Origin of the sequence: Streptomyces uncialis (genome assembly GCF_001905345.1) — a bacterium.
Classification (GTDB): Bacteria; Actinomycetota; Actinomycetes; order Streptomycetales; family Streptomycetaceae; genus Streptomyces; species Streptomyces uncialis.
On the sequence record NZ_LFBV01000014.1, the window covers coordinates 44,365 to 64,526 of the forward strand.

Genomic DNA, 20,162 nt, shown 5'->3' on the forward strand with positions numbered 1-20,162 from the left:
ACAGCCAACGGTCCTCACCTGCCTGACACGGCCCCCACCCCCGTCAGGGCGGCGTGCGGTGGAAGGCGGCCATCACGATCACCCCGAGCAGCCCCGTGACCGTGCTGACCATCAGCACCCCGCCCCAGAACACCCCGTCGGCGGTCACCCGCACCCGGCGCCGGTACGGGTCCCTGCGCCGACGGCCCCGCCGCGACCTGCGCCGACCCGTCCCCGTACCCACGTGCCTCATGTCCACCCCGCCGAATCGGGCACGCCGTCCGACCGCTCCAGCACCGCGTAGTCCGAGAACGTCCGCCGGTACCGCAGATGCCGGGTCTCCTGCGTGTGCAGCCGCTGCCAGTCCTCCACGTCCGCCGGGTGGCCCCACGCCCCCGACTCCGCCCCGCAGTCCGCCTCCGCCCCCGACACGCACCGCGCCGCGTACTCCGGCTCCGCCGTCGGGTCCTGCACGATCGTGAACGGCACGTACCGGAACACCCGCCGCAACCGCCGACGCGGCCCCGGCCCCGTACCGCCGAAGCCGCCCGTCCCGCCCGCCCCGCTCACGGCCGCCGCTCCGATCGCTCGTTCGCCGCGCGCAGCTCCGCGCTCAGCCGCTCCTCCGCCGTGGCCACCCTGAGCTGCCCGAACTCCGCCTCCCACTCCCGTCCCCCACCGAGGGGCCGCAGCACCGCGTACGGCCCGGACTCGTCCTGGTACTCCCCGACCTTCCGCCGCTCGGAATCGAACACGACAGCACCTCTTTCCAATCCCGTGCCGTCCGTGTCCAGTTGCTTCACCATGTGCACTCCGTACGCCGAACCCGCCCACACCCGACGGATGCTCAATTACTGTTCGTACGTGCAGCGTTGCGCAGCGGAACCGCGCCGCTCAATGCCGCGCGCGTTCCACTGATCCATGTCACGGAAGGGGCACCCTTGTGAGCCAACGCGACGCCACGGGGGAATCGACAGAAGCCGCCACGACGGCCGGGGTCTTCGGCGACGTACTCCGCCACTTCAGACGCTCCGCCGACCTCACCCAGGACGGCCTCGCCGGCCAGATCCCGTGCGACCGCTCCCTGGTGGCACGTGTCGAGGCAGGCACCCGCGTCCCGCAGGACAATTTCGTGCGCAGGTGCGACGAGGTGCTCTGCACAGGCGGGGTGCTGATACAGCTGTGGGGCCGAATCGACTGGTACCCGGCAGTGGAGTATCCGGATTGGTTCCAACGGCGGGTCGAGATGGACGCGAAAGCCGTTGCCGTGCGGGCCTACCAAACCCACTTCATTCCAGGACTGCTGCAAACAGAGGAATACGCCCACGCCCTGTTCGCACAGGTCTATGACGACGACGAGGTCAAGAACCGTACCCGAGCACGATTGAGCCGACAGCAACGCTTCCTCGCGCCCGACGGGCCGCTTCTCGTCGTGGTCATCGACGAGAGCTGTCTTCGGAATGTCGTGGGGAACACACAGGTGATGCAGAACCAGTGCAGATACCTGTTGAACGTGGGCAAGCTGCCCAATATCCGGATTCAGGTGGCCCCGTCCCACCAACCAGATGTCCTGCGTCCCAACGCTTCCATGTCGCTGATCACGCTGCCCGACGGCGAACAGTGGGTCTATTCGGAGTCCCTGGATCGCGGGCACTTCGGCAACGATCCAGCACTCCTTGCACAACACAGCCAGCTCTATGATGTGCTTAGGGCAGACGCTCTGTCGGCCCGGGAGTCCGCCGCTCTGATCAGCGAAGTACTGGAAGGACACGGGCACCATGGCCAAGCACGGTCTCAACGCGACATGGCTCAAGAGCAGCTACAGCGGGCACAACAGCGGGGACTGCATCGAAGTAGCCCCAGGTATCCCCGGCTTCGTCCCCGTAGGTGATTCCAAGATCCCGCACGCCCCCGCATTGATGGTCACGCACACGGCGTGGTCAACGTTCATATCGGGAGTCAAGGATGGCGACTTCACAGCCTGAAAGAACCACTACTTGGCACCGCTCCAGCCACAGCGGGAACGACGGCGGCAACTGCGTCGAGTGGTCACCCGAGGACGCCGAGGTCCACGGCAAGGTAGCCGTACGGGACAGCAAGCGCACCCGGCCCGGGAACCCCGTACTGCACCTCACCCACCAGGCGTGGACGCGCCTGGTGGACTGGACGGCGACGGACACCCGCGCCTGAACGGACCGTACGAACCGGGCGGGACCAGGGCGGCACGAGCACCACACGCCCGGGTCCCGCACCGGTCACGGGTCACACAGCCCAGGAGCGTTCCGGCTCATCGAGCCATGCCCGCGTGCCGTCCGGGGTGACGGTGAGGCCGAACCGTTCGTAGCCGGGACTTCCCCGGTCCCGCCACCAGGCGTACGCGGCCTCCGCCTCGTCCCAGAGGCGGCGCGGCCCGCCCTGCCAGACGGGCGCGTCTGCGTGTCCGTCACGGAACAGCGCGCACGCCCAGGAACGGTCGGTGAGCCCGTACAGCCAGACGGGCCGGGCCCCGTCACGGCGTTCGGCGACGACGTGACGGCAGCCGCGCAGTCGCAGCCCCAGGACGAACCGCTGTACGGCGAAGGGGGTTTCACCGAGGTACCGCGACTCGGTCAGTTCGGTGACGGAGGTCGAGTCGGCGCTGTCACGGACGGAGCCGCCGACATACGAGGAGTGGTCGGGGTCCGGCCCGCGCTGGGACCGCAGCTTCATGAACTCGACGGGTCCGGTGAGGTGTCCGGAGGCGGACCGGCCGTCCGGGGCGACGACGAGCCGGGCGACGGCGTCCTGCTGACGGAAGCCCGACGCGTCCGAGTGGAAGCTGTCTAGCAGTCACCCGACGGACGACGCACCGGCGCACAAGCCCTCAGCCGGAGCCACCGCCCCGCCCGCGCTCCCCTCTCCGCAACCGGCACAACCGACCCACGACAGGCCCACGTCCGGCAACCGGTTCAGATGACCGGGGGCCACGCCGGCACCCGCGCCCAGGGACAGGTCAGCGCACGTCCGCCCGCGAAAGGCCCGCCTCACGCGCGTCGAGCAACTCGTCCCAGTGCTCCCGGGTCCACGCGCAGACGGTGTCCAGCGAGCCCAGCAGACCCCGGCCCAGCGGGGTCATGGCGTACTCGACGTGGCGCGGCGCCCCCTCGTGCTCCGCGCGGACGACGAAACCGTCCTGTTCCAGGGCGCGCAGCGAGTGGGTCAGCGACTTGGCCGTGATGCCGCGCAGCGGAACCCGCAGCTCCGAGAAGCGGCGCGGACCGTCCTCAAGACAGCGCAGGACGAGCGGGGCCCACTTGTCGACGACGCGGAACGGCACCAGCGTGGACGGGCAGACGGGGTCGAACATCCCGGGGTCCAGGGGCGCCAGGGAAGCTGCGCCCGGGGCCTGTTCGGCCTGCGGCTTCGGCATGCCCTACACCGTAGAGCGGTATCCGGACGGAAACCAGCGCGCGGCCTACGCTCCCGGCCATGGAGAACAGGAACGGCAGGATCATCGTGTTCGGGGCGGGCGGCAGGGTCGGCCGGGCGGCCGTGGCGGAGGCCCGGCGGCGGGGTCATGAGGTGACGGAAGCCCGGCGGGCCGACGGTGAGGTGACGGACCCGGCGGCCGTGGCGCGGCTCGCGGCCGGGCACGACGCGGCGATCGTCGCCGTGTACGACCCCGGGGCGGCCCCCGGCACCTTCTTCCCGGCGGTCGCCCGGGCCGTCGCGGAAGGGCTAGCGGCGGCCGGGGTGAAGCGACTGGTCTCGGTCGGCATCGCCTCCGTACAGCCCTCCCCCACAGGAAACTTGCTGATGGACAGCCCAGGCTTCCCCGCGCAGTGGCGGGAGTTCAGCGCCGGACACGCGGCCGGTACCGAGGCGCTGCGCGTGGCCGCGCCCGACGCCCTGGACTGGGTGGTCCTGAGCCCGGCGGGGGACTTCGACCACGAGGGCGTCCCGTCGGGCGGGTACACGTTCGCCCCGGCCGCGCCGGACGACCGGATCGCCCCCGCGGACTTCGCCCGCGCCCTGCTGGACGAGATCGGGTCCCCGACCCTGCACCGGACGCACGCGGGGGTCACCGCCGTACGACCGGAGCGGACGAGGTGAACCGGCCGGACGGCTAGACCAGCTCACTGCCGGTGTTCCGGAGCATCTGCCGGAGGACCTTCAGCGTGGTGACGTAGTCGGCGTCGTCGATGCCCTCGTGGATACGGTCGCGGATGACCGGGGCGTGCCGCTTGAGACCCGCGCGGGCCTCGTCGCCCACCTCGGTGATCCACAGCCGCCCCTCGCCGTCCCGGGTGAGCCAACCGCGCTCCAGCAGCCCCTCCGACTCGGCGGCCAGATCGTCCTCCTCCCGGAGGTAGGTCGCCATGGCCCGCTGGAGTTCGCGGATCGTCATGCCCTGGCCGTCGGCGGAGATGTCGTTCTTCGACAGATTCCGCAGCAGCCAGTACTGCGGCTGCGTGAAACCGAGTTCGGCCTGCTGGGCCCGGATGTACGCGATCAGCGCCTCGTAGGCGACCCCGGTCCAGTAGGCGGCGGGCTGGGTGGCGAGTTCGGCGTCGGAGAGGTGCTGGGCGGTCATGTCGGCGCTCCCTGTTACGTGTTCCCCGGTGTTTTCCTGCTGCTAGGAGAAACGTAGAACCGCAATCAAGGTTGAGGTCAAGGGGTCACCGCGTGAGCGAGTCGCCGGGTATCGAATACCTGGGTCGGGGCGCTGGGACCCGTCGCTGCCTCGCAACTGCCTTGTGCGGGTAGCGCGTTCGCAAAAAGCTCAGTCGGGCGACACCCCGACCGTCGGACAACTCTCCACCGGGCTCAGGTCGCCGTGGGCGGAACCCTCGGCTTGCGGTGGCGGCCGGGGCCCTTCCCCAGGGGCGGGCCCTCGGCGGGGGGCGGGGTACGGGGTCCGGGGTACAGGAGCGCCTTCGCCGCGGCGAGGTCCGGGACCACCGCGTGCATCTCCCACACATGGCCGTTCCACCGCTCGACCACCCGGGGCTCGGCCGGGCTGACGTGCGCGGCCCGGGGAGCCCGGCCGTCCACGACCGGGACCGCGCGCAGCCGTCCGATCCGCGCGTCACGGCGCTCCGCGAAGTCGGCCAGCGGTTCCTCGTCCATGGTGTCCCGTCCCTAGGTCCGGCAGGCGGTCGCACCAGGAGGGTAACGGGACGGCGGACGGGACCCGCCCCGCCCCAAGTCGGCCTCGGTGCACGGACACAGGAAGAGGGACCGCCCCGGACGAATCCGGAACGGCCCCTCCCACCCCTCAAAGGGCTCCGCCCTCACAGAGCTCTACCCGCGCAGGGCTCTACGACTTGCCGAACGGCTCCAGGGTCAGCGGATGACCGTGATGCGGTCCGCCTTCGGCGGGACCAGCGGGGCCGCGGCCGAGGAGTTGGCGCCCAGGTAGTCCGTCAGCGCCTTCAGGTCGTCGCCGCCGACCAGCGGGTTCTTGCCCTTGGCGAGCTCGGTGAAGCCGTCGCCGCCACCGGTCAGGAAGTTGTTCAGCACGACGCGGTACGTGGCCGCCGGGTCGAGGGGCTGACCGTTCAGCCGGATCGAACCGGTCACCACCCGGTCCGCGCCCGCCTTCGTCATGTCCAGCGTGTAGGTGAGACCGTCGGAGACCTGGAGGATCTTCGGGGCGGCCGTGTTCGGGCCGCTGACCTGCTGCTGGAGCGCGGTGACGAGCTGCGCGCCGGTCAGGTCCACCAGGTTCACCGTGTTGCCGAACGGCTGGACGGTGAAGCCCTCGCCGTAGGTGACGACCCCGTCCCCTTCGGTGCCGACCGCCTTGTGGACGAGGTCCGCGCGGATACCGCCCGGGTTCATCAGCGCGACCACGGCCTTCGGGTCCAGCGTCCTGGCCTGCGCGAGCTGCGCGTCCGAGATCAGATCGCCCAGCGGGGACTCCAGCGTGGTGGCGCCCCGGCCCGGGATGTCACCGGCGATGAAGCCGACGGGACGGCTGGCGATCGGCGCGGCCAGCTTGTTCCAGCGGCCGATCAGTTCCGTCATGTCCGCGGCCCTGGGCTGGTCACGGCGCACCACGTGGTTGGCGGACTTCACACTCGTACGGACGATGTCGTTCGTCCGGCGGTCGTACGTCAGCGTCGTCTCGGTGTACAGCCGGCCGAACGACGACGCCGAGGTCACCGTGCGCGGCTTGCCCGACGGGTCGGGGATCGAGCACGCGTACGGCTGGTGGGTGTGCCCCGTCACAAGCGCGTCGACCTGCGGGGAGATGCCCTTGGCGATGTCGACGATCGGGCCGGAGATCCCGTCACCGGCACCCGGCGAGTCACAGTCGTAGTTGTACGAGGTGGAGGCCGGGTAGCCGCCCTCGTGGATCACCGCGACGATCGACTTGACGCCCTGGCGCTCCAGCACCTTGGCGTACTTGTTGACCGTCTCGACCTCGTCGTGGAACTTCAGGCCCTTGATGCCGTCCGCCGAGACGATGTCGGGGGTGCCCTCCAGCGTGATCCCGATGAAGCCGACCTTGACCCCCTTCTCCTTCCACACCCAGTACGGGGCGAGCACGGGACGCTTGGTCTTCTCGACCGTCACGTTCGCCGCGAGGTAGGGGAAGTCGGCACCCTTGAACTTGCGGCCCGGCTCGAAGCATCCGGCGGTGGGATGGCAGCCGCCGTTCTGGATGCGCTGGAGTTCCTTGGTGCCCTCGTCGAACTCGTGGTTGCCGACCCCCGCGACATCCAGGTCCAGCTTGTTCAGCGCCTCGATCGTCGGCTCGTCGTGGAACAGCCCCGACAGCAGCGGGCTGCCGCCGATCAGGTCACCGGCGGCGGTCGTCACCGAGTACGGCTTGCCCTTGCGCGCGGTGCGCAGCGAGCTGGCCAGGTACTCGACGCCGCCAGCCGTCACCTGCTTCGTCGTCCCGTCCGGCTGGCGTTCGGTCAGCGTGCCGGAGGAACCCGACGGGGGCTCCAGATGCCCGTGCAGATCGTTGAACGAGAGGAGCTGCACGTCCACCGTGCGGGGCTTGTGACCGTGGCCCCGGTGGTCGTCGTCACGGTCACCGCGGCCGGTCTCCGCCGAGGCGGGGAGCGCGGCGGTCAGGGCGCCGACCGTGGCGGCGGCCGCCAGCGCGGCGAGTACCCGGATCGTTCTTCCGGACGGGGTCGATTTCGTTGGCACGGGGCCCCCTGGCATGGGTGGGTGGACACGGGAGGTGCGGTCGGCAGCCTAAGGTCAACGCGCGTAGCGCAACAGGGGGTAAGGGTCACGGACTGATTGCCGTTGGCCGGCGCGGTGCCCCCGGAGGCCGCCGGGCGGGGCGCCGCGGGCGCGCCGGTACGGGTGGGCGGGCCCGGGGACCCGACCGCTTCGGACGGGGCGTCGTAGGGTCGGGGTATGACGAGTGAGAGCGTTCCCGCCACGGGCCCCCGGCGGATCGAGACCCTGACCGAGGTGACCGCCGAACAGGCGGACGCCGTGCTGGAGCTGCTCACGGCGGCGGCGCGGGAGGACGGCCAGCAGGCCGTGTCGGAACAGGGCAGGCTCCAGCTGCGCGGCGGCCCGCGCGCGGGCGTGCGCCATCTGCTGCTGTTCCTCGGCGCCGAACTCCTCGGATACGCGCAGCTGGAGGACACGGACCCGGTCGAGGCACCCGCCGCCGAGCTGGTCGTCCACCCCGCGCACCGGGGCCGGGGCCACGGCCGCGCCCTCGGCAACGCGCTGCTCGCCGCGTCCGGCAAGCGGCTGCGGATCTGGGCGCACGGCGGGCACTCGGCGGCCCGGCATCTCGCCCAGGTCCTCGGGCTGACCCTGTTCCGGGAACTGCGTCAGATGCGGCGCCCGTTGACGGACCTGGACCTGCCGGACCCCGTCTGGCCGGAGGGCGTCACCGTACGGACCTTCGTCCCGGGCCAGGACGACACGGCGTGGCTCGCGGTGAACGCGGCGGCCTTCGCCCACCACCCCGAGCAGGGCTCGCTCACCCAGCGCGACCTCGACGACCGCAAGGCGGAACCGTGGTTCGACCCGGCGGGATTCTTCCTCGCGGAGCGTGACGGCGAACTGGTCGGCTTCCACTGGACGAAGGTGCACGCCGCGGAGGGACTCGGCGAGGTGTACGTCGTCGGGGTACGCCCCGGCGCCCAGGGCGGCGGCCTCGGCAAGGCGCTCACCACGGTGGGGCTGCGGCATCTCGCGGGGACGGGGGCGTCGACGGCCATGCTCTACGTCGACGCCGACAACGTCCCCGCTGTGCGGGTCTACGAACGCCTCGGCTTCCTCACCCACGAGACGGACTTGATGTACCGCACAGAGTCTTGACATCCGCCGCCCCGAGTTACCCCAGCTGAACGCACTTGTCCCTGTCCCGTTGCCCGTGGGTACTCGGGCTGAACGCACTTGTTCCTGTGCGGGTCGCCTTCGCTTGCGCTTCCGAGGTCCGCCCGGCTGGACGCACTCCGTTCCCGTGCCGTCACCCGTGGGGTGCGCAGTTCCCCGCGCCCCTGGATGCTGCCCCTTCGGGCTTGTTCGTCGGGTGCGGGTCTGCCCTCGCCTTTGCGCAGTTCCCCGCGGGTCGCCTTCGCTTGCGCTTCCGAGGTCCGCCCGGCTGGACGCACTCCGTTCCTGCGCCGTCGCCCGTGGGATGCGCAGTTCCCCGCGCCCCTGGATGCTGCCCCTTCGGGCTTGTTCGTCGGGTGCGGGTCTGCCCTCACCTTTGCGCAGTTCCCCGCGGGTCGCCTTCGCTTGCGCTTCCGAGGTCCGCCCGGCTGGACGCACTCCGTTCCTGCGCCGTCGCCCGTGGGACGCGCAGTTCCCCGCGCCCCTGGATGCTGCCCCTTCGGGCTTGTTCGTCGGGTGCGGGTCTGCCCTCGCCTTTGCGCAGTTCCCCGCGCCCCTTTGGGGGCGCCCTCCTGGGGCTGCCGTCCGGCTGCGGGCTGTCAGCGACCGGGGGCGGGGTTCAAAGCACCCTCCTCGCGCAGTCGCAGGACTCACGTAAGGGGGTGGGCGGGAATCTCTGCCCGCAGACTCCGATGCTCTTCAGTCGGGCAAGGGGGATGTCCGACCGAGCGCGTTGGAGCGAGGACGGAGAATCCCGACCGGCACCGACCCGAAGAACCGACAGAACGCGCCCCAAAGGGGCGCGGGGAACTGCGCAAAACCCACGAGCGACGGCACAGGAACGAAGTACGTCCAGCCGGACGGACCTAGGAAGCGCAAGCGAAGGCGATCAGTGGCAACCGCAGGACCGCCGCACCACCAACCGCGACGGGAACAACTTCAACCGCTCCCGGCGCGACCCGGCCACCCGCAGCCCCTCGTCCAGCACCAGGTCCACCGCCTCCCGCGCCATCGCGGGCCGATCCGACGCGACAGTGGTCAGCGGCGGATCGGTCAACCCCGCTTCCTTCACATCGTCGAACCCCGCGACCGCCAGCTCCCCGGGCACATCGATCCGCAGCTCCCGCGCGGCCCGCAGCACCCCGATCGCCTGGTCGTCGGTCGCGCACACGATCGCGGGCGGCCGGTCCGGACCGGCGAGCAGCCCCAGCGCCACCTGATACGCGTCGTACCGGTTGTACGGAGCCTCGAACAGCCGCCCCTCGGTGGACCGCCCCGCCTCCGCCATGGCCCGCCGCCAGCCCTCGACATGGTCGGTGACCGGGTCGCCCACCGTCGGCGTCGCCTCGTTCCCGCCGAGACACGCGACATACGGGTACCCGTGCTCCAGCAGATGCCGGGTGACGAGCTGCGCGCCGCCCACGTCGTCGATGACGACGGCGACGTCCTCGATCGCCTCCGGCCTGCGGTGCAGCAGCACCACCCGCGCGTCCCAGGCGTCGATCTCCGCCGCGGCGGTCTCGCTCGGGCCCTGGCTCACCAGGATCAGCCCGGAGACCCGCATCCCGAGGAACGCCCGCAGATAGTGGACCTCACGCTCGTCCAGATAGTCGGAGTTGCCGACCAGGACCATCTTGCCCCGCTCGGCCGCCGCCTGTTCCACGGCATGGGTCATCTCGGCGAAGAACGGCTGGCGCGCGTCCGGGACGATCATTCCTATGAGATCCGTGCGACGGGACGCCATCGCCTGCGCCACCCGGTCAGGGCGGTAGTGCAGTTCCTTGATCGCGGCGAGCACCCGCTCACGCGTCGCCGGGGCGACCGGTCTGGGTCCGTTGTTGATCACATAACTGACAACCGCGGTCGACGTACCCGCCAGTCGCGCCACATCGTCCCGAGTCACCTTGGCCACGCGCGAAGTCTACGCGGAGAGACACCCGTTTGAGCAGGTCGTCCGGCGACCAAATCCCCGCCCCGGACAGGCCCCCGACGATCACGCACAGCCCACGCACAGGTCCGCGCGCGCTCCAGGCACGGGGGACCCACGGCGCCGCCGACCACAGGCCGACGGCGCCGGGCCCGCACCCGGGCCGAACACGAACCGGAACCGTCGGGTCCCGGCCCCCTATCCCTGGAAGCCCTGAACGCCCTGGATGCCCTGGACGGTGTCCGGCACCGTGTCCGGGACGGAGACCGACTCGGGGACCGGCTTCTCCGGGGTGACGAAGCGGTATCCCACATTCCGGACGGTCCCGATCAGCGACTCGTGCTCGGGCCCCAGCTTCGCCCGCAGCCGTCGCACATGGACGTCCACGGTCCGGGTGCCGCCGAAGTAGTCGTACCCCCACACCTCCTGGAGGAGCTGCGCCCGGGTGAACACCCGCCCGGGGTGCTGCGCGAGATACTTCAGCAGCTCGAACTCCTTGAACGTGAGGTCCAGCACCCGCCCCTTGAGCTTGGCGCTGTACGTCGCCTCGTCCACCGACAGATCACCGTTGCGGATCTCCATCGGGGAGTCGTCGTCCACGATCTGTCTGCGGCCCAGCGCCAGCCGGAGCCGCGCCTCGACCTCGGCGGGGCCCGCCGTGTCGAGCAGGACGTCGTCCACGCCCCAGTCCGCGGTGACGGCGGCGAGCCCGCCCTCCGTCACCACCAGGATCAGCGGACACCCGGGCCCGGTGGACCGCAGCAGCTGGCACAGGCTTCGCACCTGCGGCAGATCCCGCCGCCCGTCCACGAGGATCACGTCCGCGCCGGGGGTGTCGATCAGGGCGGGGCCCTCGGCGGGGGCCACCCGCACGTTGTGCAGCAGCAGGCCGAGCGCGGGAAGCACCTCCGCCGACGGCTGGAGGGCATTGGTCAGGAGCAGCAGAGAGCTCATCACTCCCCACCCGCCCGGGTCGTCCGGCCTACGTGCACGGTTCGCTCGCCCATAACGTCGGTTCCTCCTCGGTCCCTGCGAGGACGTTTACGGCACTGCCTCGTACTGCGCTGTCGCTTTCGCGGCTTTCCGGCTACGACACCAGGGTCGTATACAACGCGCCGGAAAGCACAAAAGGACCCGGAGGCGGCGTCGCCCGAGTCCTTCTTGCGCAGCAGAATAACCCACATGGCCACCCCACGGGCAGGCCGAACGCGCTGATCGGCCCTCCGGCCGCCCCCGGGAGGCCCCGCGCGCCCCCACGAAACGGGCCCGATCCGGCCCCGGAAGCACGAGGTACTCGCGGAGCGCGGGCGCCTTCGCTCGCGCCCCCCGGGTCTGTCCGGCGGGGCGCACTCCGTTCCTGTGCCGTCGCTCGTGGGGTGCGCAGTTCCCCGCGGGTCGCCTTCGCTTGCGCTCCCCAGGTCTGTCCGGCGGGGCGCACTTCGTTCCTGTGCCGTCGCTCGGTGGTTTTGCGCAGTTCCCCGCGCCCCTTTGGGGCGCATCCGGCCGGTCCTTCGGGTCGGTGCCGGTCGGGATTCTCCGTCCTCGATCCGACACGCTCGGTAACACGTCCAGTGGTCCGACTGAAGAGCATCGGAGTCTGCGAGCAGAGATTCCCGCCCACCCCCTCCCGCAGCAGCGCGACTGCGGGAGGAGAGAGGGGTGCCCCTTCAGGGGCGCGGGGAACTGCGCAAAAGACGAGAACCGGCCCGCACCCGAAGAGCGACCGCAAGGGGGCAGCACCTCAGGGGCGCGGGGAACTGCGCGAGCAACCAAGGACCACCCGCAGCCGAACAGGAACCGCAAGGGGCGCAACCCAGGGGCGCGGGGAACTGCGCACCCCCGTTCGACCCGCACAGGAAACAAGTGCGTCCCGCCGGACAGACCTCGGAAGCGCAAGCGAAGGCGACCCGCACGGCATGATGGAGGACCGTACACAGCACTCCGGAGGAGCGAGACATGGCGAGGGGGACGATCCGCTACTGGGCCGCGGCGAAAGCCGCCGCAGGCGTGGCGGAGGAACCGTTCGACGCCGGGAACCTGGCCGAGGCACTGGCCGGCGCCCGCACGCGCCACCCCGGAGAACTGGTCCGGGTGCTGGACCGCTGCTCGTTCCTCGTCGACGGGGACCCCGTCGGCACCCGGGAGCATGAGACGGTACGGCTGGCCGAGGGCGGCACGGTCGAGGTGCTCCCACCGTTCGCAGGAGGGTGACCACCCACTCATGACCAACCAGCCCGACCAGCCTTACGGTACGGACCCCGGATATCCGCAGTCGGGGTACCCGGAGCCGTACGACGAGGGTCCGCAGACCCAGCAGTGGCAGGCCCCGACCTGGGAGACCGAGCTCCAGCCCCCCATCACCGACAGCACCCCGCCGCCCGAGCGGTACGGCGCACCGCAGGGCTACGGCCCGCCTCCGCAGGAGTACGGCACCGGGTACGGCACCCCGCAGCACGGAACGCAGCAGGGCCAGGGCACCTCACCCCCGTACGGGACACCCCAGCCGTACGGCAACACCGGCCAGTACGACCAGAGCGGCCAGTACGGCAACAGCGGCCAGTACGGGCAGACCGGCCACCCCACCGGCCAGTACGGACAGCAGCAGCCCCAGCCGTACGCGGCCGCCCAGCCCCAGGCACCGGGCCCGACGGCCCAGCAGCAGTACCCCGCGCACACCCCCGTGCACACCCCGCCACCCGCACCGGCCCCGGCCATGGACCCGCCCGGGTTCACCGGCACCGGCACAGTCACCGGCGGGGCGAGCACCGCCGCCGCGGCCGAGCCCCAGTACGCGACCGCCGCCGACCGGGCCCGCGCGGAGGGCCGGCCGCAGATCCTGGAACCGGGACTCCAGCCCGCCGCGGTCACCGCCGTCCTCGCGCTGCTGCTCTCCGGGGCCGCCGCGCTGCACGAGTACGCGACGCTGGTCCCGCTGGTGCTGCTCCAGGCCGTGACGGCTGCGGGGTGGTTCCGGCTCAACGGCATGTGGCCCGCGCGGCAGGGCATCGCGCTGGCGTTCCTCGGCGGCCTCGCGGCGAACGCGGCGCTGCTGGTGGCGGGCCGCGAGAACGCGCCCGCCGCGATCCTCGGCACGCTCGGCGTCTGGGTGCTGCTGTCCATCGTCCTCGGGCTGCGCAGCCACGCGGGACCGGACGAGCGGCTCGCGGGACTGCTGGCCACCGTCGTGTCGTCCGCGCTGGCGGTGATCGGCGCCGGGTATCTGGGCGCGGCGACGGACGCGGTGGTGATCGCGGGTATCGCCGTCGCCGCGGCGGTGCTGGCACGGGCGTTGCCGCTGCCGACCGCCGCGTCGGTGCTGGTCGCGCTGCTCGCGGCGGCGGGTGCGGGGATCGCGGCCGGGCGGTTCTCCGACTGGGGGACCGACGGGGCGCTGCTGGGGCTGGCCGCCGGCGCGTGTGCGCTGATCGGCCACCGGGCGGCGAGCTACGACTACCCGTCGCGGTTCGTCCATATGACGGCGGGAGTGGCCCTCCCCCTGGCGGCGGCGGCCCCCGCGACCTACATCCTCGCCCAGATCCTCCCGTAGCAGCCGCTTGCGCCTCTGAGGTCCGTCCGGCTGGGCGTACTTCGTTCCTGTGCCGTCGCTCGGTGGGTTCGCGCAGTTCCCCGCGCCCCTTTGGGGCGCACCCGGCCGGTCCTTCGGGTCGGGGCCGGTCGGGATTCTCCGTCCTCGATCCGACACGCTCGGTAACACGTCCAGTGGTCCGACTGAAGAGCATCGGAGTCTGCGAGCAGAGATTCCCGCCCACCCCCTCCCGCAGCCACGCGACTGCGGGAGGAGAAGGGTGAAAAGCAACCCCAGGCGGCTGAGGCGCCCCCAAAGGGGCGCGGGGAACTGCGCAAAAGACGAGAACCGGCCCGCACCCGAACAGCGACCGCAATGAGGCACCACCCAGGGGCGCGGGGAACTGCGCGAGCAACCAAGGACCATCCGCAGCCGGACGGAAACCGCGAGGGGCACCACCCAGGGGCGCGGGGAACTGCGCACCCCCGTTCGACCCGCACAGGAAACAAGTGCGTCCCGCCGGACAGACCTCAGAAGCGCAAGCGAAGGCGACCCGCACAGGGACAAGCGCGCCCGCCCCGGAAGACCTCGAAAGCGCAAGCGAAGGCGGCCCGTTAGGCTCGCGGCACACGACCAATGCCTCGGGGGGAACCACCGGCCATGCGCGCACTGCGAATACTTCTGATCGTCGCCGTCATCCTCGGCGGCCTGTTCATCGCCGCGGACCGTCTCGCCGTGAACTTCGCCGAGAGCGAGGCCGCCGACCGCATCCGCGCGAACGAGGGGCTGGAGAACACCCCCGATGTGTCGATCAACGGCTTCCCGTTCCTGACCCAGCTCGCGGGCGGCACGCTGGACGAGGTGGAGATCGGGATCAAGGACTTCGACGCCTCCGGCCGGACCGGCGGCGCGGCCTCGACGATCCGGATCGACGAGCTGACCGCCCGGATGTCGGGCGTCGGCTTCACCGGTGACTTCTCCTCCGCGACCGCGGACAGCGCGTCCGGCACGGCCAGGGTCTCGTACCCGGAGCTGCTGAAGGCCGCCCGCATCGAACCGGTCGAGCTGGGACCGGGGGTGGAGGCCCAGGTCGTGGGGCTGTCGGACGGCGGCAACGGCAAGATCAAGGTCGCGGTCGAGGCGACGGTCATGGGCCGCAAGCTCCCCCAGCCGATCTCCGTGCTCAGCTCGGCGACGGTCCGCGACGGCCAGGTGAAGGTGGACGCGGACTCGCTGCCGGACTTCGGGGTGCCGATCGCGGACGCCAAGATCCGGGAGATCACGGACTTCCAGCAGCGGATCGGGGACCTGCCCGCCGGGATCGAGCTGGACAAGGTCGAGGCCGCTCCCGACGGGGTGGACATCACGGTGAAGGGTTCGGACATCCGGCTCGTCGGGTAGTTCCCCGGCAGCCCCGCCCGGCGGCCCGCATCCGCCCCATGTCCACAGTGCGAGACGACGAAGTCCGTACCGCAGATAAGACGACCCGGACGGGCGGACCCGCGCGCCCGGCCATCCGTCCGGCGGGTGACTCATTCCCACATCCCGGACGATCCTGTCTCAGGATATGACACGGCGGTGACATGGCGGCCCGGGCCTCCCTACGATCGTCCCCATGCGGTGCTATTTGAGCGGTCTCCGTTCGCGGGGACAGGCGGATCTGACGAAGCGGCGGGCAGTCGACCTGTGCCGCGTCGCCGCCATGCTCTGTCGCACCGTCTGAGCGAGTCCCGTGCGGACCCCACGGCCCCGGTTTCCGACCGCGAGGGCCGGGCGGACCCCGCTTCCGGCGGACCACCGCCCCCCGACCGGCCGGTTTCCCGAGGCCACCCCGGCGCCCGGCCCCGGACCACCGGGAGCCGTACCCGCACCCGCCCCGTACGACGTGTCATCCCGCCGCAACTGCCCCGGAGGAGAACGAACATGAGCCGCAGCGACGTCCTGGTAGACGCCGACTGGGTCGAGGCCAACCTCGACAGCCCGAAGGTCGTCATCGTCGAGGTCGACGAGGACACCGCCGCGTACGACAAGAACCACATCAGGAACGCCGTCAAGATCGACTGGCGCACGGACCTCCAGGACCCGGTCCGCCGTGACTTCGTCGACCAGGCCGGCTTCGAGAAGCTCCTCTCCGAGCGCGGCATCGCAGGCGACGACACCGTCGTCCTCTACGGCGGCAACAACAACTGGTTCGCGTCCTACGCCTACTGGTACTTCAAGCTCTACGGTCACCAGTCCGTGAAGCTTCTCGACGGCGGCCGCAAGAAGTGGGAGCTCGACTCCCGCGACCTGGTCACCGAGGTGCCCGCCCGCGCGGCCACCGAGTACAAGGCCAAGGAGCAGGACACCTCGATCCGCGCCTACCGCGACGACGTGATCGCCGCGATCGGCGCCCAGAACCTGGTGGACGTCCGCTCCCCCGACGAGTTCTCCGGCAAGCTCCTCGCCCCGGCCCACCTGCCGCAGGAGCAGTCGCAGCGCCCGGGTCACGTCCCGTCCGCCCGCAACATCCCGTGGTCCAAGAACGCCAACGACGACGGCACCTTCAAGTCGGACGAGCAGCTCACGGCCCTCTACGCCGACGAGCAGGTCGACCTCGCGAAGGACACCATCGCGTACTGCCGCATCGGTGAGCGCTCCGCCCTGACCTGGTTCGTGCTGCACGAGCTGCTGGGCGTGGACAACGTCAAGAACTACGACGGTTCGTGGACCGAGTACGGCTCCCTCGTGGGTGTGCCGATCGAGCTCGGCCCCGCCAAGTAACCGCACCGACCGACAGCCAGTCTGGAGAAGACGCATATGTGTGGAGCGCAGGTCGGCGGCCCCGACGCCTCGACGATCAAGCCCGGTGAGACCACCATCCAGGGCCAGGTGACCCGTGACGGTGAGCCCGTGACCGGCTACGTCCGGCTGCTGGACTCGACCGGCGAGTTCACCGCCGAGGTGCCCACCTCGGCGACCGGTCAGTTCCGCTTCTACGCCGCCGAGGGCACCTGGACCCTCCGCGCGCTGGTGCCCGGCGGCTCCGCCGACCGCACCGTGGTCGCGCAGACCGGCGGACTCGCCGAGGTCGCGATCGCCGTCTGACGACGACGCGCGACAGGACGGCCCGGAGGGCCGTGCCCCAGGGGGTTGGACGCCACTTGACCGGGGGTACGGCCCTCCGGGCGCTTTTCCGGGCCCGTTCCCCCCGACCGGACGGCCCGGCACCGGACCCGTCGCGACAGGGCCCGTGCGGGCGCCCGGTCGTACGCTGGAGGTATGTACGCGCGCAGGCGTCATGTGTACTTCGCCATGATGGGCACGTGCGTGGTGCTCTTCGTCCTGGCGTGGTCGGTGGTGCGCCTGTGGTCCGTACCGGCGGCCGTGGTGATGTGCCTGGTCGCGATGGTCATCCCGCCCATAGCCGCGATCATGGCGAACCGCCGGGGCCCCGACGACCGCTGGTGGGACGACCCCTCCGGCGACCCCCAGTCCGACAAGTGGTGGGACGAACTCGACGGGAAGAAGTGAGCCCCCGGCCCGTCGCCACCCCCGCCCGGCTAGTACACGAGGGCCTGGGTGTCGTCGGCGAGGGACTCCTGGACGAAGACCTGCGCTCCCGCGATCCGCACCCCGTCGATCACATCCGCCGGCGCGATGTCACGCCGGGCCGCGCACTGGGTGCAGAGCGTGAGACTGCCGCCCGCCAGGATGCCCTCGATCAGCTCGGGCAGCGGCGCCGCGTGCGGAAGCTCGAACTCCGCAGCCCGGCCCGGCAGCGCGAACCACGCCGACTCACCCGTCAGCCACATCGACACCTCGACCCCGCTGGCGACGGCCACCGCCGCCACCGTGAACGCCTGGGAGCACCGCTCGGGCGAGTCCGCCCCGGCCGTCACCTTGATCACGAGCTTCTTCGCCATGACCGCATCGTAGGCGCGCCCCGCGCCGCCGGTCCCCGCCGGTCCCCGCCGCACGGCCGCCACCCGTCCGCCGACCTCGCCGCGAGCGCCCGGCGCCCGCACACTAAACTGGGCCCGGCTCTGCACCACTCACCCTTGCCCACCGAGGAGCACCCCGTGGTCATCTTTTTCGAAGCTCTTCTCGTCCTCGTCTGCGTCGGCGTCCTCGCCTTCACCGGACTCGCCGTGAAGAAGCTCTACCAGGGCCAGCGCTGACCCCCACCCAGGAAGCCGATCGCACATGATCCAGATCCCGTCCGACCTGCACAAAGACGTCGTCCCCCTCGTGTTCCTGCTCGGGAACTGGGCGGGCGCGGGCGTCACCGACTTCCCCGGGGCCGAGAAGGCCAACTTCGGCCAGGAGGTCAGCTTCACCCACGACGGGCGGGACTTCCTGGAGTACCACTCCCACACGTGGATCCTGGACAACGACGGCAACAAGGTGAAGCCCCTGGAGTCGGAGTCCGGCTTCTGGCGGATCGACGCCGACCGCAAGGTCGAGGTCACCATGGTCCGCGACGACGGTGTGGTCGAGGTCTGGTACGGCGAGCTCGCCGACAAGAAGCCCCAGATCGACATCGTCACCGACGCCGTCGCCCGTACCGCCGCCTCCGGCCCCTACACCGGCGGCAAGCGCCTGTACGGCTACGTCAAGAGCGACCTCATGTGGGTCGGCGAGAAGCAGACGCCCGACGTCCCGCTGCGCCCCTACATGTCGGCCCACCTCAAGAAGGTCGTCAGCCCCGAGGACGTCGCCGAGTGGGCGAAGGACCTGGGCGACCTCCCGGACGACGGCATCGCCTTCTTCAAGTAGCCCGCCGACCGGTCCGACCCCACCGCCCCGACGACGCCCACGGCCCCGGTACCCGTACCGGGGCCGTTCCCGTGGTCCCGCCCGGGGCCGGAAATCTTCTCGCCGGGCCATGACCGCGCCGCCGCTGCTTACACTGGACGCGTGGTGAGCACCGACTGGAAGACCGATCTGAGGCGCCGCGGATACCGCCTGACGCCGCAGCGTCAGCTGGTGCTGGAGGCTGTCGACACCCTGGAGCACGCGACCCCCGACGACCTCCTGTGCGAGGTGCGCAAGACCGCGTCCGGGATCAACATCTCCACGGTGTACCGGACCCTGGAGCTGCTGGAGGAGCTGGGGCTGGTCAGCCATGCCCACCTCGGGCACGGGGCGCCGACCTACCACCTCGCGGACCGCCACCACCACATCCATCTGGTGTGCCGGGACTGCTCCGGCGTCATCGAGGCGGACGTCACCGTCGCCGGGGAGTTCACCGCCAAGCTGCGGGACACCTTCGGCTTCGAGACTGATATGAAGCACTTCGCGATCTTCGGCCGCTGCGAGCGGTGCGCCCGCGCCCACGCCGGGCAGGGCGCCGCGCAGGACACCGACCAGAGCGCCGGGGACGGCGGGAACGGCGGCCGGACCGGCGCACCCGACGGCGGGGAATGAACCGCGGCGCCCAGGGGTCGTACCCTGAGTGGATATGAAGAGCCCCTTGTTGTCGCTGCCCGGTGCCGTCTCCGCGGAGGGCGTGGACGAAGGCGTCGCGGGCCACTACGGCGATCTGTTCCGCGAACAGCGCTCCCTCGCCGGCGGGACCGGATTCGTCGACCTCTCCCACCGCGGTGTCGTCACCGTCACCGGTGAGGACCGGCTGAGCTGGCTGCATCTGCTGCTCACCCAGCACATGAGCGCGCTGCCGCCCGGCCAGGCCACCGAAGCGCTGATCCTCTCCGCGAACGGCCATATCGAACACGCGCTGTACCTCGTCGACGACGGCACGACCGTATGGGCCCATGTGGAGCCCGGCACCCAGGACGCGCTCGTCGCGTATCTGGAGTCGATGAAGTTCTTCTACCGGGCCGAGGTCGCCGACCGCACCGCCGACACCGCCGTCGTGCATCTGCCCGCCGGTTCCATCGCCCCCGTGCCCGAAGGGGTCGCCGTCCGCGAGACCCCCCACGGCCGCGATCTGTTCCTGCCCCGCGCGGACCTCGCCGCGCTCGCCGAGGACGGACGGTACGGGCCCGCGGTCGGCCTTCTCGCGTACGAGGCGCTGCGGGTGGAGGGCCACCGGCCGCGGGTCGGCTTCGAGACCGACCACCGGACCATCCCCCACGAACTGGGCTGGATCGGGTCCGCCGTGCACCTCCAGAAGGGCTGCTACCGGGGCCAGGAGACCGTGGCCCGGGTGCAGAACCTCGGCAAGCCCCCGCGGCGGCTGGTGTTCCTGCACCTCGACGGCAGCGAGGTGCACCTGCCGCCGCGCGGCACCGAACTGCGGCTCGCCGACGACGGCCCCGACGGACGCAAGCTCGGCTTCGTCACCACGTCCGCCCGCCACCACGAGCTGGGGCCCATCGCCCTCGCGCTGGTCAAGCGGAACGTCCCCGTGGACGCCCGGCTCGTCGCGGACGGCACCGCCGCCGCCCAGGAGACCGTCGTAGAACCCTGAGCCCGCCC

The 20,162-nt window shown here is 71.2% G+C and carries 24 protein-coding genes and 1 pseudogene; 15 read left to right on the forward strand and 10 right to left on the reverse strand.

Translation table 11 applies throughout. The annotated features are described in order from the left end of the window. Window positions 1-228: 228 nt before the first annotated feature. Together AB852_RS39095 and AB852_RS39100 are read right to left on the reverse strand one after the other, a co-directional pair. Window positions 229-549, reverse strand: coding sequence for a DUF7848 domain-containing protein (locus tag AB852_RS39095; RefSeq protein WP_245877072.1), 321 nt, complete (start codon window positions 547-549; stop codon window positions 229-231). Further along, on the reverse strand, window positions 546-734 hold the full coding sequence (locus tag AB852_RS39100; RefSeq protein WP_245877073.1) for a hypothetical protein: 189 nt from the start codon (window positions 732-734) through the stop codon (window positions 546-548). Before AB852_RS39100 ends, AB852_RS39095 begins: the two co-directional genes overlap by 4 nt. Before the next feature lie 188 nt (window positions 735-922). On the opposite strand from AB852_RS39100, the gene AB852_RS37205 reads away from it, so the two are divergent. From AB852_RS37205 to AB852_RS37215, 3 genes are read left to right on the forward strand one after another with little or no spacing between them, the layout of a single operon-like run. Further along, complete coding sequence (locus tag AB852_RS37205; protein WP_073796050.1) at window positions 923-1,870, forward strand: helix-turn-helix domain-containing protein; 948 nt, start codon at window positions 923-925, stop codon at window positions 1,868-1,870. After that, the gene (locus AB852_RS41240) at window positions 1,827-1,964 is read left to right on the forward strand and encodes a DUF397 domain-containing protein (RefSeq protein ID WP_245877078.1); all 138 of its coding nucleotides are present in this window, start codon (window positions 1,827-1,829) and stop codon (window positions 1,962-1,964) included. Before AB852_RS37205 ends, AB852_RS41240 begins: the two co-directional genes overlap by 44 nt. Further along, window positions 1,945-2,169, forward strand: coding sequence for a DUF397 domain-containing protein (locus AB852_RS37215; RefSeq protein ID WP_073796055.1), 225 nt, complete (start codon window positions 1,945-1,947; stop codon window positions 2,167-2,169). Before AB852_RS41240 ends, AB852_RS37215 begins: the two co-directional genes overlap by 20 nt. Before the next feature lie 72 nt (window positions 2,170-2,241). Here the strand turns inward: AB852_RS37215 and AB852_RS37220 are convergent. Together AB852_RS37220 and AB852_RS37225 are read right to left on the reverse strand one after the other, a co-directional pair. Continuing rightward, a pseudogene (locus AB852_RS37220) lies at window positions 2,242-2,763 on the reverse strand (methyltransferase domain-containing protein); the annotation flags it as partial. A gap of 208 nt (window positions 2,764-2,971) precedes the next feature. Beyond that, window positions 2,972-3,388, reverse strand: a complete 417-nt coding sequence (locus AB852_RS37225; protein WP_107499468.1) for a winged helix-turn-helix transcriptional regulator — start codon at window positions 3,386-3,388, stop codon at window positions 2,972-2,974. 59 nt (window positions 3,389-3,447) lie between these two features. Here AB852_RS37225 and AB852_RS37230 point away from each other — a divergent pair, with 59 nt between their 5' ends. After that, on the forward strand, window positions 3,448-4,071 hold the full coding sequence (locus AB852_RS37230; protein ID WP_073796059.1) for an NAD(P)-dependent oxidoreductase: 624 nt from the start codon (window positions 3,448-3,450) through the stop codon (window positions 4,069-4,071). A 13-nt stretch (window positions 4,072-4,084) separates the two neighbouring features. On the opposite strand, the gene AB852_RS37235 is transcribed toward AB852_RS37230, so the two are convergent. From AB852_RS37235 to AB852_RS37245, 3 genes are all read right to left on the reverse strand, one after another. After that, the gene (locus tag AB852_RS37235; protein WP_073796061.1) at window positions 4,085-4,552 is read right to left on the reverse strand and encodes a MarR family winged helix-turn-helix transcriptional regulator; all 468 of its coding nucleotides are present in this window, start codon (window positions 4,550-4,552) and stop codon (window positions 4,085-4,087) included. A gap of 233 nt (window positions 4,553-4,785) precedes the next feature. Next, a complete protein-coding gene (locus AB852_RS37240; RefSeq protein WP_073796063.1) occupies window positions 4,786-5,088 on the reverse strand; it encodes a DUF6087 family protein in 303 nt (100 codons plus the stop codon). A gap of 216 nt (window positions 5,089-5,304) precedes the next feature. Further along, window positions 5,305-7,143: a bifunctional metallophosphatase/5'-nucleotidase gene (locus AB852_RS37245; RefSeq protein WP_073796066.1), complete on the reverse strand. Its 1,839-nt coding sequence runs from the start codon at window positions 7,141-7,143 to the stop codon at window positions 5,305-5,307. A 201-nt stretch (window positions 7,144-7,344) separates the two neighbouring features. On the opposite strand from AB852_RS37245, the gene mshD reads away from it, so the two are divergent. Continuing rightward, a complete protein-coding gene (gene mshD / locus AB852_RS37250) occupies window positions 7,345-8,268 on the forward strand; it encodes a mycothiol synthase (RefSeq protein ID WP_073796068.1) in 924 nt (307 codons plus the stop codon). A gap of 907 nt (window positions 8,269-9,175) precedes the next feature. Here mshD and AB852_RS37255 read toward each other — a convergent pair. Then, entirely contained in the window at window positions 9,176-10,198 is a 1,023-nt protein-coding gene (locus AB852_RS37255) for a LacI family DNA-binding transcriptional regulator (RefSeq protein ID WP_073796072.1), read from the reverse strand. Window positions 10,199-10,411: 213 nt separating this feature from the next. Then, window positions 10,412-11,167: a response regulator transcription factor gene (locus AB852_RS37260; RefSeq protein WP_073796075.1), complete on the reverse strand. Its 756-nt coding sequence runs from the start codon at window positions 11,165-11,167 to the stop codon at window positions 10,412-10,414. Between the two features lie 1,002 nt (window positions 11,168-12,169). Between AB852_RS37260 and AB852_RS37265 the strand changes: the two genes are divergently transcribed. The 7 genes from AB852_RS37265 (at window position 12,170) to AB852_RS37295 (ending at window position 17,252) form a co-directional block, all read left to right on the forward strand. Continuing rightward, window positions 12,170-12,424 (forward strand): MoaD/ThiS family protein, encoded by a 255-nt coding sequence (locus AB852_RS37265; protein ID WP_073796077.1) that lies wholly within the window; start codon window positions 12,170-12,172, stop codon window positions 12,422-12,424. 10 nt (window positions 12,425-12,434) lie between these two features. Continuing rightward, window positions 12,435-13,760, forward strand: a complete 1,326-nt coding sequence (locus AB852_RS37270; protein WP_073796079.1) for a hypothetical protein — start codon at window positions 12,435-12,437, stop codon at window positions 13,758-13,760. A 639-nt stretch (window positions 13,761-14,399) separates the two neighbouring features. Continuing rightward, complete coding sequence (locus AB852_RS37275) at window positions 14,400-15,140, forward strand: LmeA family phospholipid-binding protein (protein WP_073796081.1); 741 nt, start codon at window positions 14,400-14,402, stop codon at window positions 15,138-15,140. 214 nt (window positions 15,141-15,354) lie between these two features. Continuing rightward, window positions 15,355-15,462 carry a putative leader peptide gene (locus tag AB852_RS41725; protein WP_353961799.1) on the forward strand — a complete coding sequence of 36 codons (108 nt, stop codon included), beginning with the start codon at window positions 15,355-15,357 and terminating at the stop codon, window positions 15,460-15,462. Between the two features lie 200 nt (window positions 15,463-15,662). Continuing rightward, on the forward strand, window positions 15,663-16,502 hold the full coding sequence (locus AB852_RS37285; RefSeq protein ID WP_073796083.1) for a sulfurtransferase: 840 nt from the start codon (window positions 15,663-15,665) through the stop codon (window positions 16,500-16,502). A gap of 36 nt (window positions 16,503-16,538) precedes the next feature. Next, a complete protein-coding gene (locus AB852_RS37290) occupies window positions 16,539-16,826 on the forward strand; it encodes a DUF1416 domain-containing protein (protein WP_073796085.1) in 288 nt (95 codons plus the stop codon). Window positions 16,827-17,000: 174 nt separating this feature from the next. Then, the gene (locus AB852_RS37295) at window positions 17,001-17,252 is read left to right on the forward strand and encodes a DUF3099 domain-containing protein (RefSeq protein ID WP_073796087.1); all 252 of its coding nucleotides are present in this window, start codon (window positions 17,001-17,003) and stop codon (window positions 17,250-17,252) included. Window positions 17,253-17,281: 29 nt separating this feature from the next. Here AB852_RS37295 and AB852_RS37300 read toward each other — a convergent pair whose 3' ends face one another. After that, a complete protein-coding gene (locus AB852_RS37300) occupies window positions 17,282-17,644 on the reverse strand; it encodes a DsrE family protein (RefSeq protein WP_073796151.1) in 363 nt (120 codons plus the stop codon). 280 nt (window positions 17,645-17,924) lie between these two features. On the opposite strand from AB852_RS37300, the gene AB852_RS37305 reads away from it, so the two are divergent. From AB852_RS37305 to ygfZ, 3 genes are all read left to right on the forward strand, one after another. After that, window positions 17,925-18,497, forward strand: coding sequence for a heme-binding beta-barrel domain-containing protein (locus AB852_RS37305; protein ID WP_073796089.1), 573 nt, complete (start codon window positions 17,925-17,927; stop codon window positions 18,495-18,497). A 141-nt stretch (window positions 18,498-18,638) separates the two neighbouring features. Further along, a complete protein-coding gene (locus tag AB852_RS37310; protein ID WP_079185215.1) occupies window positions 18,639-19,148 on the forward strand; it encodes a Fur family transcriptional regulator in 510 nt (169 codons plus the stop codon). Window positions 19,149-19,182: 34 nt separating this feature from the next. Next, a complete protein-coding gene (ygfZ, locus tag AB852_RS37315) occupies window positions 19,183-20,154 on the forward strand; it encodes a CAF17-like 4Fe-4S cluster assembly/insertion protein YgfZ (RefSeq protein WP_073796091.1) in 972 nt (323 codons plus the stop codon). Window positions 20,155-20,162 lie beyond the last annotated feature (8 nt).

Coding starts and splice junctions, on each gene's coding strand:
- AB852_RS37215 (WP_073796055.1), top strand. CDS start 1,945: ATGGCGACTTCACAGCCTGAAAGAACCACTACTTGGCACCGCTCCAGC.
- AB852_RS37225 (WP_107499468.1), bottom strand. CDS start 3,388: ATGCCGAAGCCGCAGGCCGAACAGGCCCCGGGCGCAGCTTCCCTGGCG.
- AB852_RS37230 (WP_073796059.1), top strand. CDS start 3,448: ATGGAGAACAGGAACGGCAGGATCATCGTGTTCGGGGCGGGCGGCAGG.
- AB852_RS37235 (WP_073796061.1), bottom strand. CDS start 4,552: ATGACCGCCCAGCACCTCTCCGACGCCGAACTCGCCACCCAGCCCGCC.
- AB852_RS37240 (WP_073796063.1), bottom strand. CDS start 5,088: ATGGACGAGGAACCGCTGGCCGACTTCGCGGAGCGCCGTGACGCGCGG.
- AB852_RS37245 (WP_073796066.1), bottom strand. CDS start 7,143: ATGCCAGGGGGCCCCGTGCCAACGAAATCGACCCCGTCCGGAAGAACG.
- mshD (WP_073796068.1), top strand. CDS start 7,345: ATGACGAGTGAGAGCGTTCCCGCCACGGGCCCCCGGCGGATCGAGACC.
- AB852_RS37260 (WP_073796075.1), bottom strand. CDS start 11,167: ATGAGCTCTCTGCTGCTCCTGACCAATGCCCTCCAGCCGTCGGCGGAG.
- AB852_RS37265 (WP_073796077.1), top strand. CDS start 12,170: ATGGCGAGGGGGACGATCCGCTACTGGGCCGCGGCGAAAGCCGCCGCA.
- AB852_RS37270 (WP_073796079.1), top strand. CDS start 12,435: ATGACCAACCAGCCCGACCAGCCTTACGGTACGGACCCCGGATATCCG.
- AB852_RS37275 (WP_073796081.1), top strand. CDS start 14,400: ATGCGCGCACTGCGAATACTTCTGATCGTCGCCGTCATCCTCGGCGGC.
- AB852_RS41725 (WP_353961799.1), top strand. CDS start 15,355: ATGCGGTGCTATTTGAGCGGTCTCCGTTCGCGGGGACAGGCGGATCTG.
- AB852_RS37285 (WP_073796083.1), top strand. CDS start 15,663: ATGAGCCGCAGCGACGTCCTGGTAGACGCCGACTGGGTCGAGGCCAAC.
- AB852_RS37290 (WP_073796085.1), top strand. CDS start 16,539: ATGTGTGGAGCGCAGGTCGGCGGCCCCGACGCCTCGACGATCAAGCCC.
- AB852_RS37295 (WP_073796087.1), top strand. CDS start 17,001: ATGTACGCGCGCAGGCGTCATGTGTACTTCGCCATGATGGGCACGTGC.
- AB852_RS37300 (WP_073796151.1), bottom strand. CDS start 17,644: ATGGCGAAGAAGCTCGTGATCAAGGTGACGGCCGGGGCGGACTCGCCC.
- AB852_RS37305 (WP_073796089.1), top strand. CDS start 17,925: ATGATCCAGATCCCGTCCGACCTGCACAAAGACGTCGTCCCCCTCGTG.
- ygfZ (WP_073796091.1), top strand. CDS start 19,183: ATGAAGAGCCCCTTGTTGTCGCTGCCCGGTGCCGTCTCCGCGGAGGGC.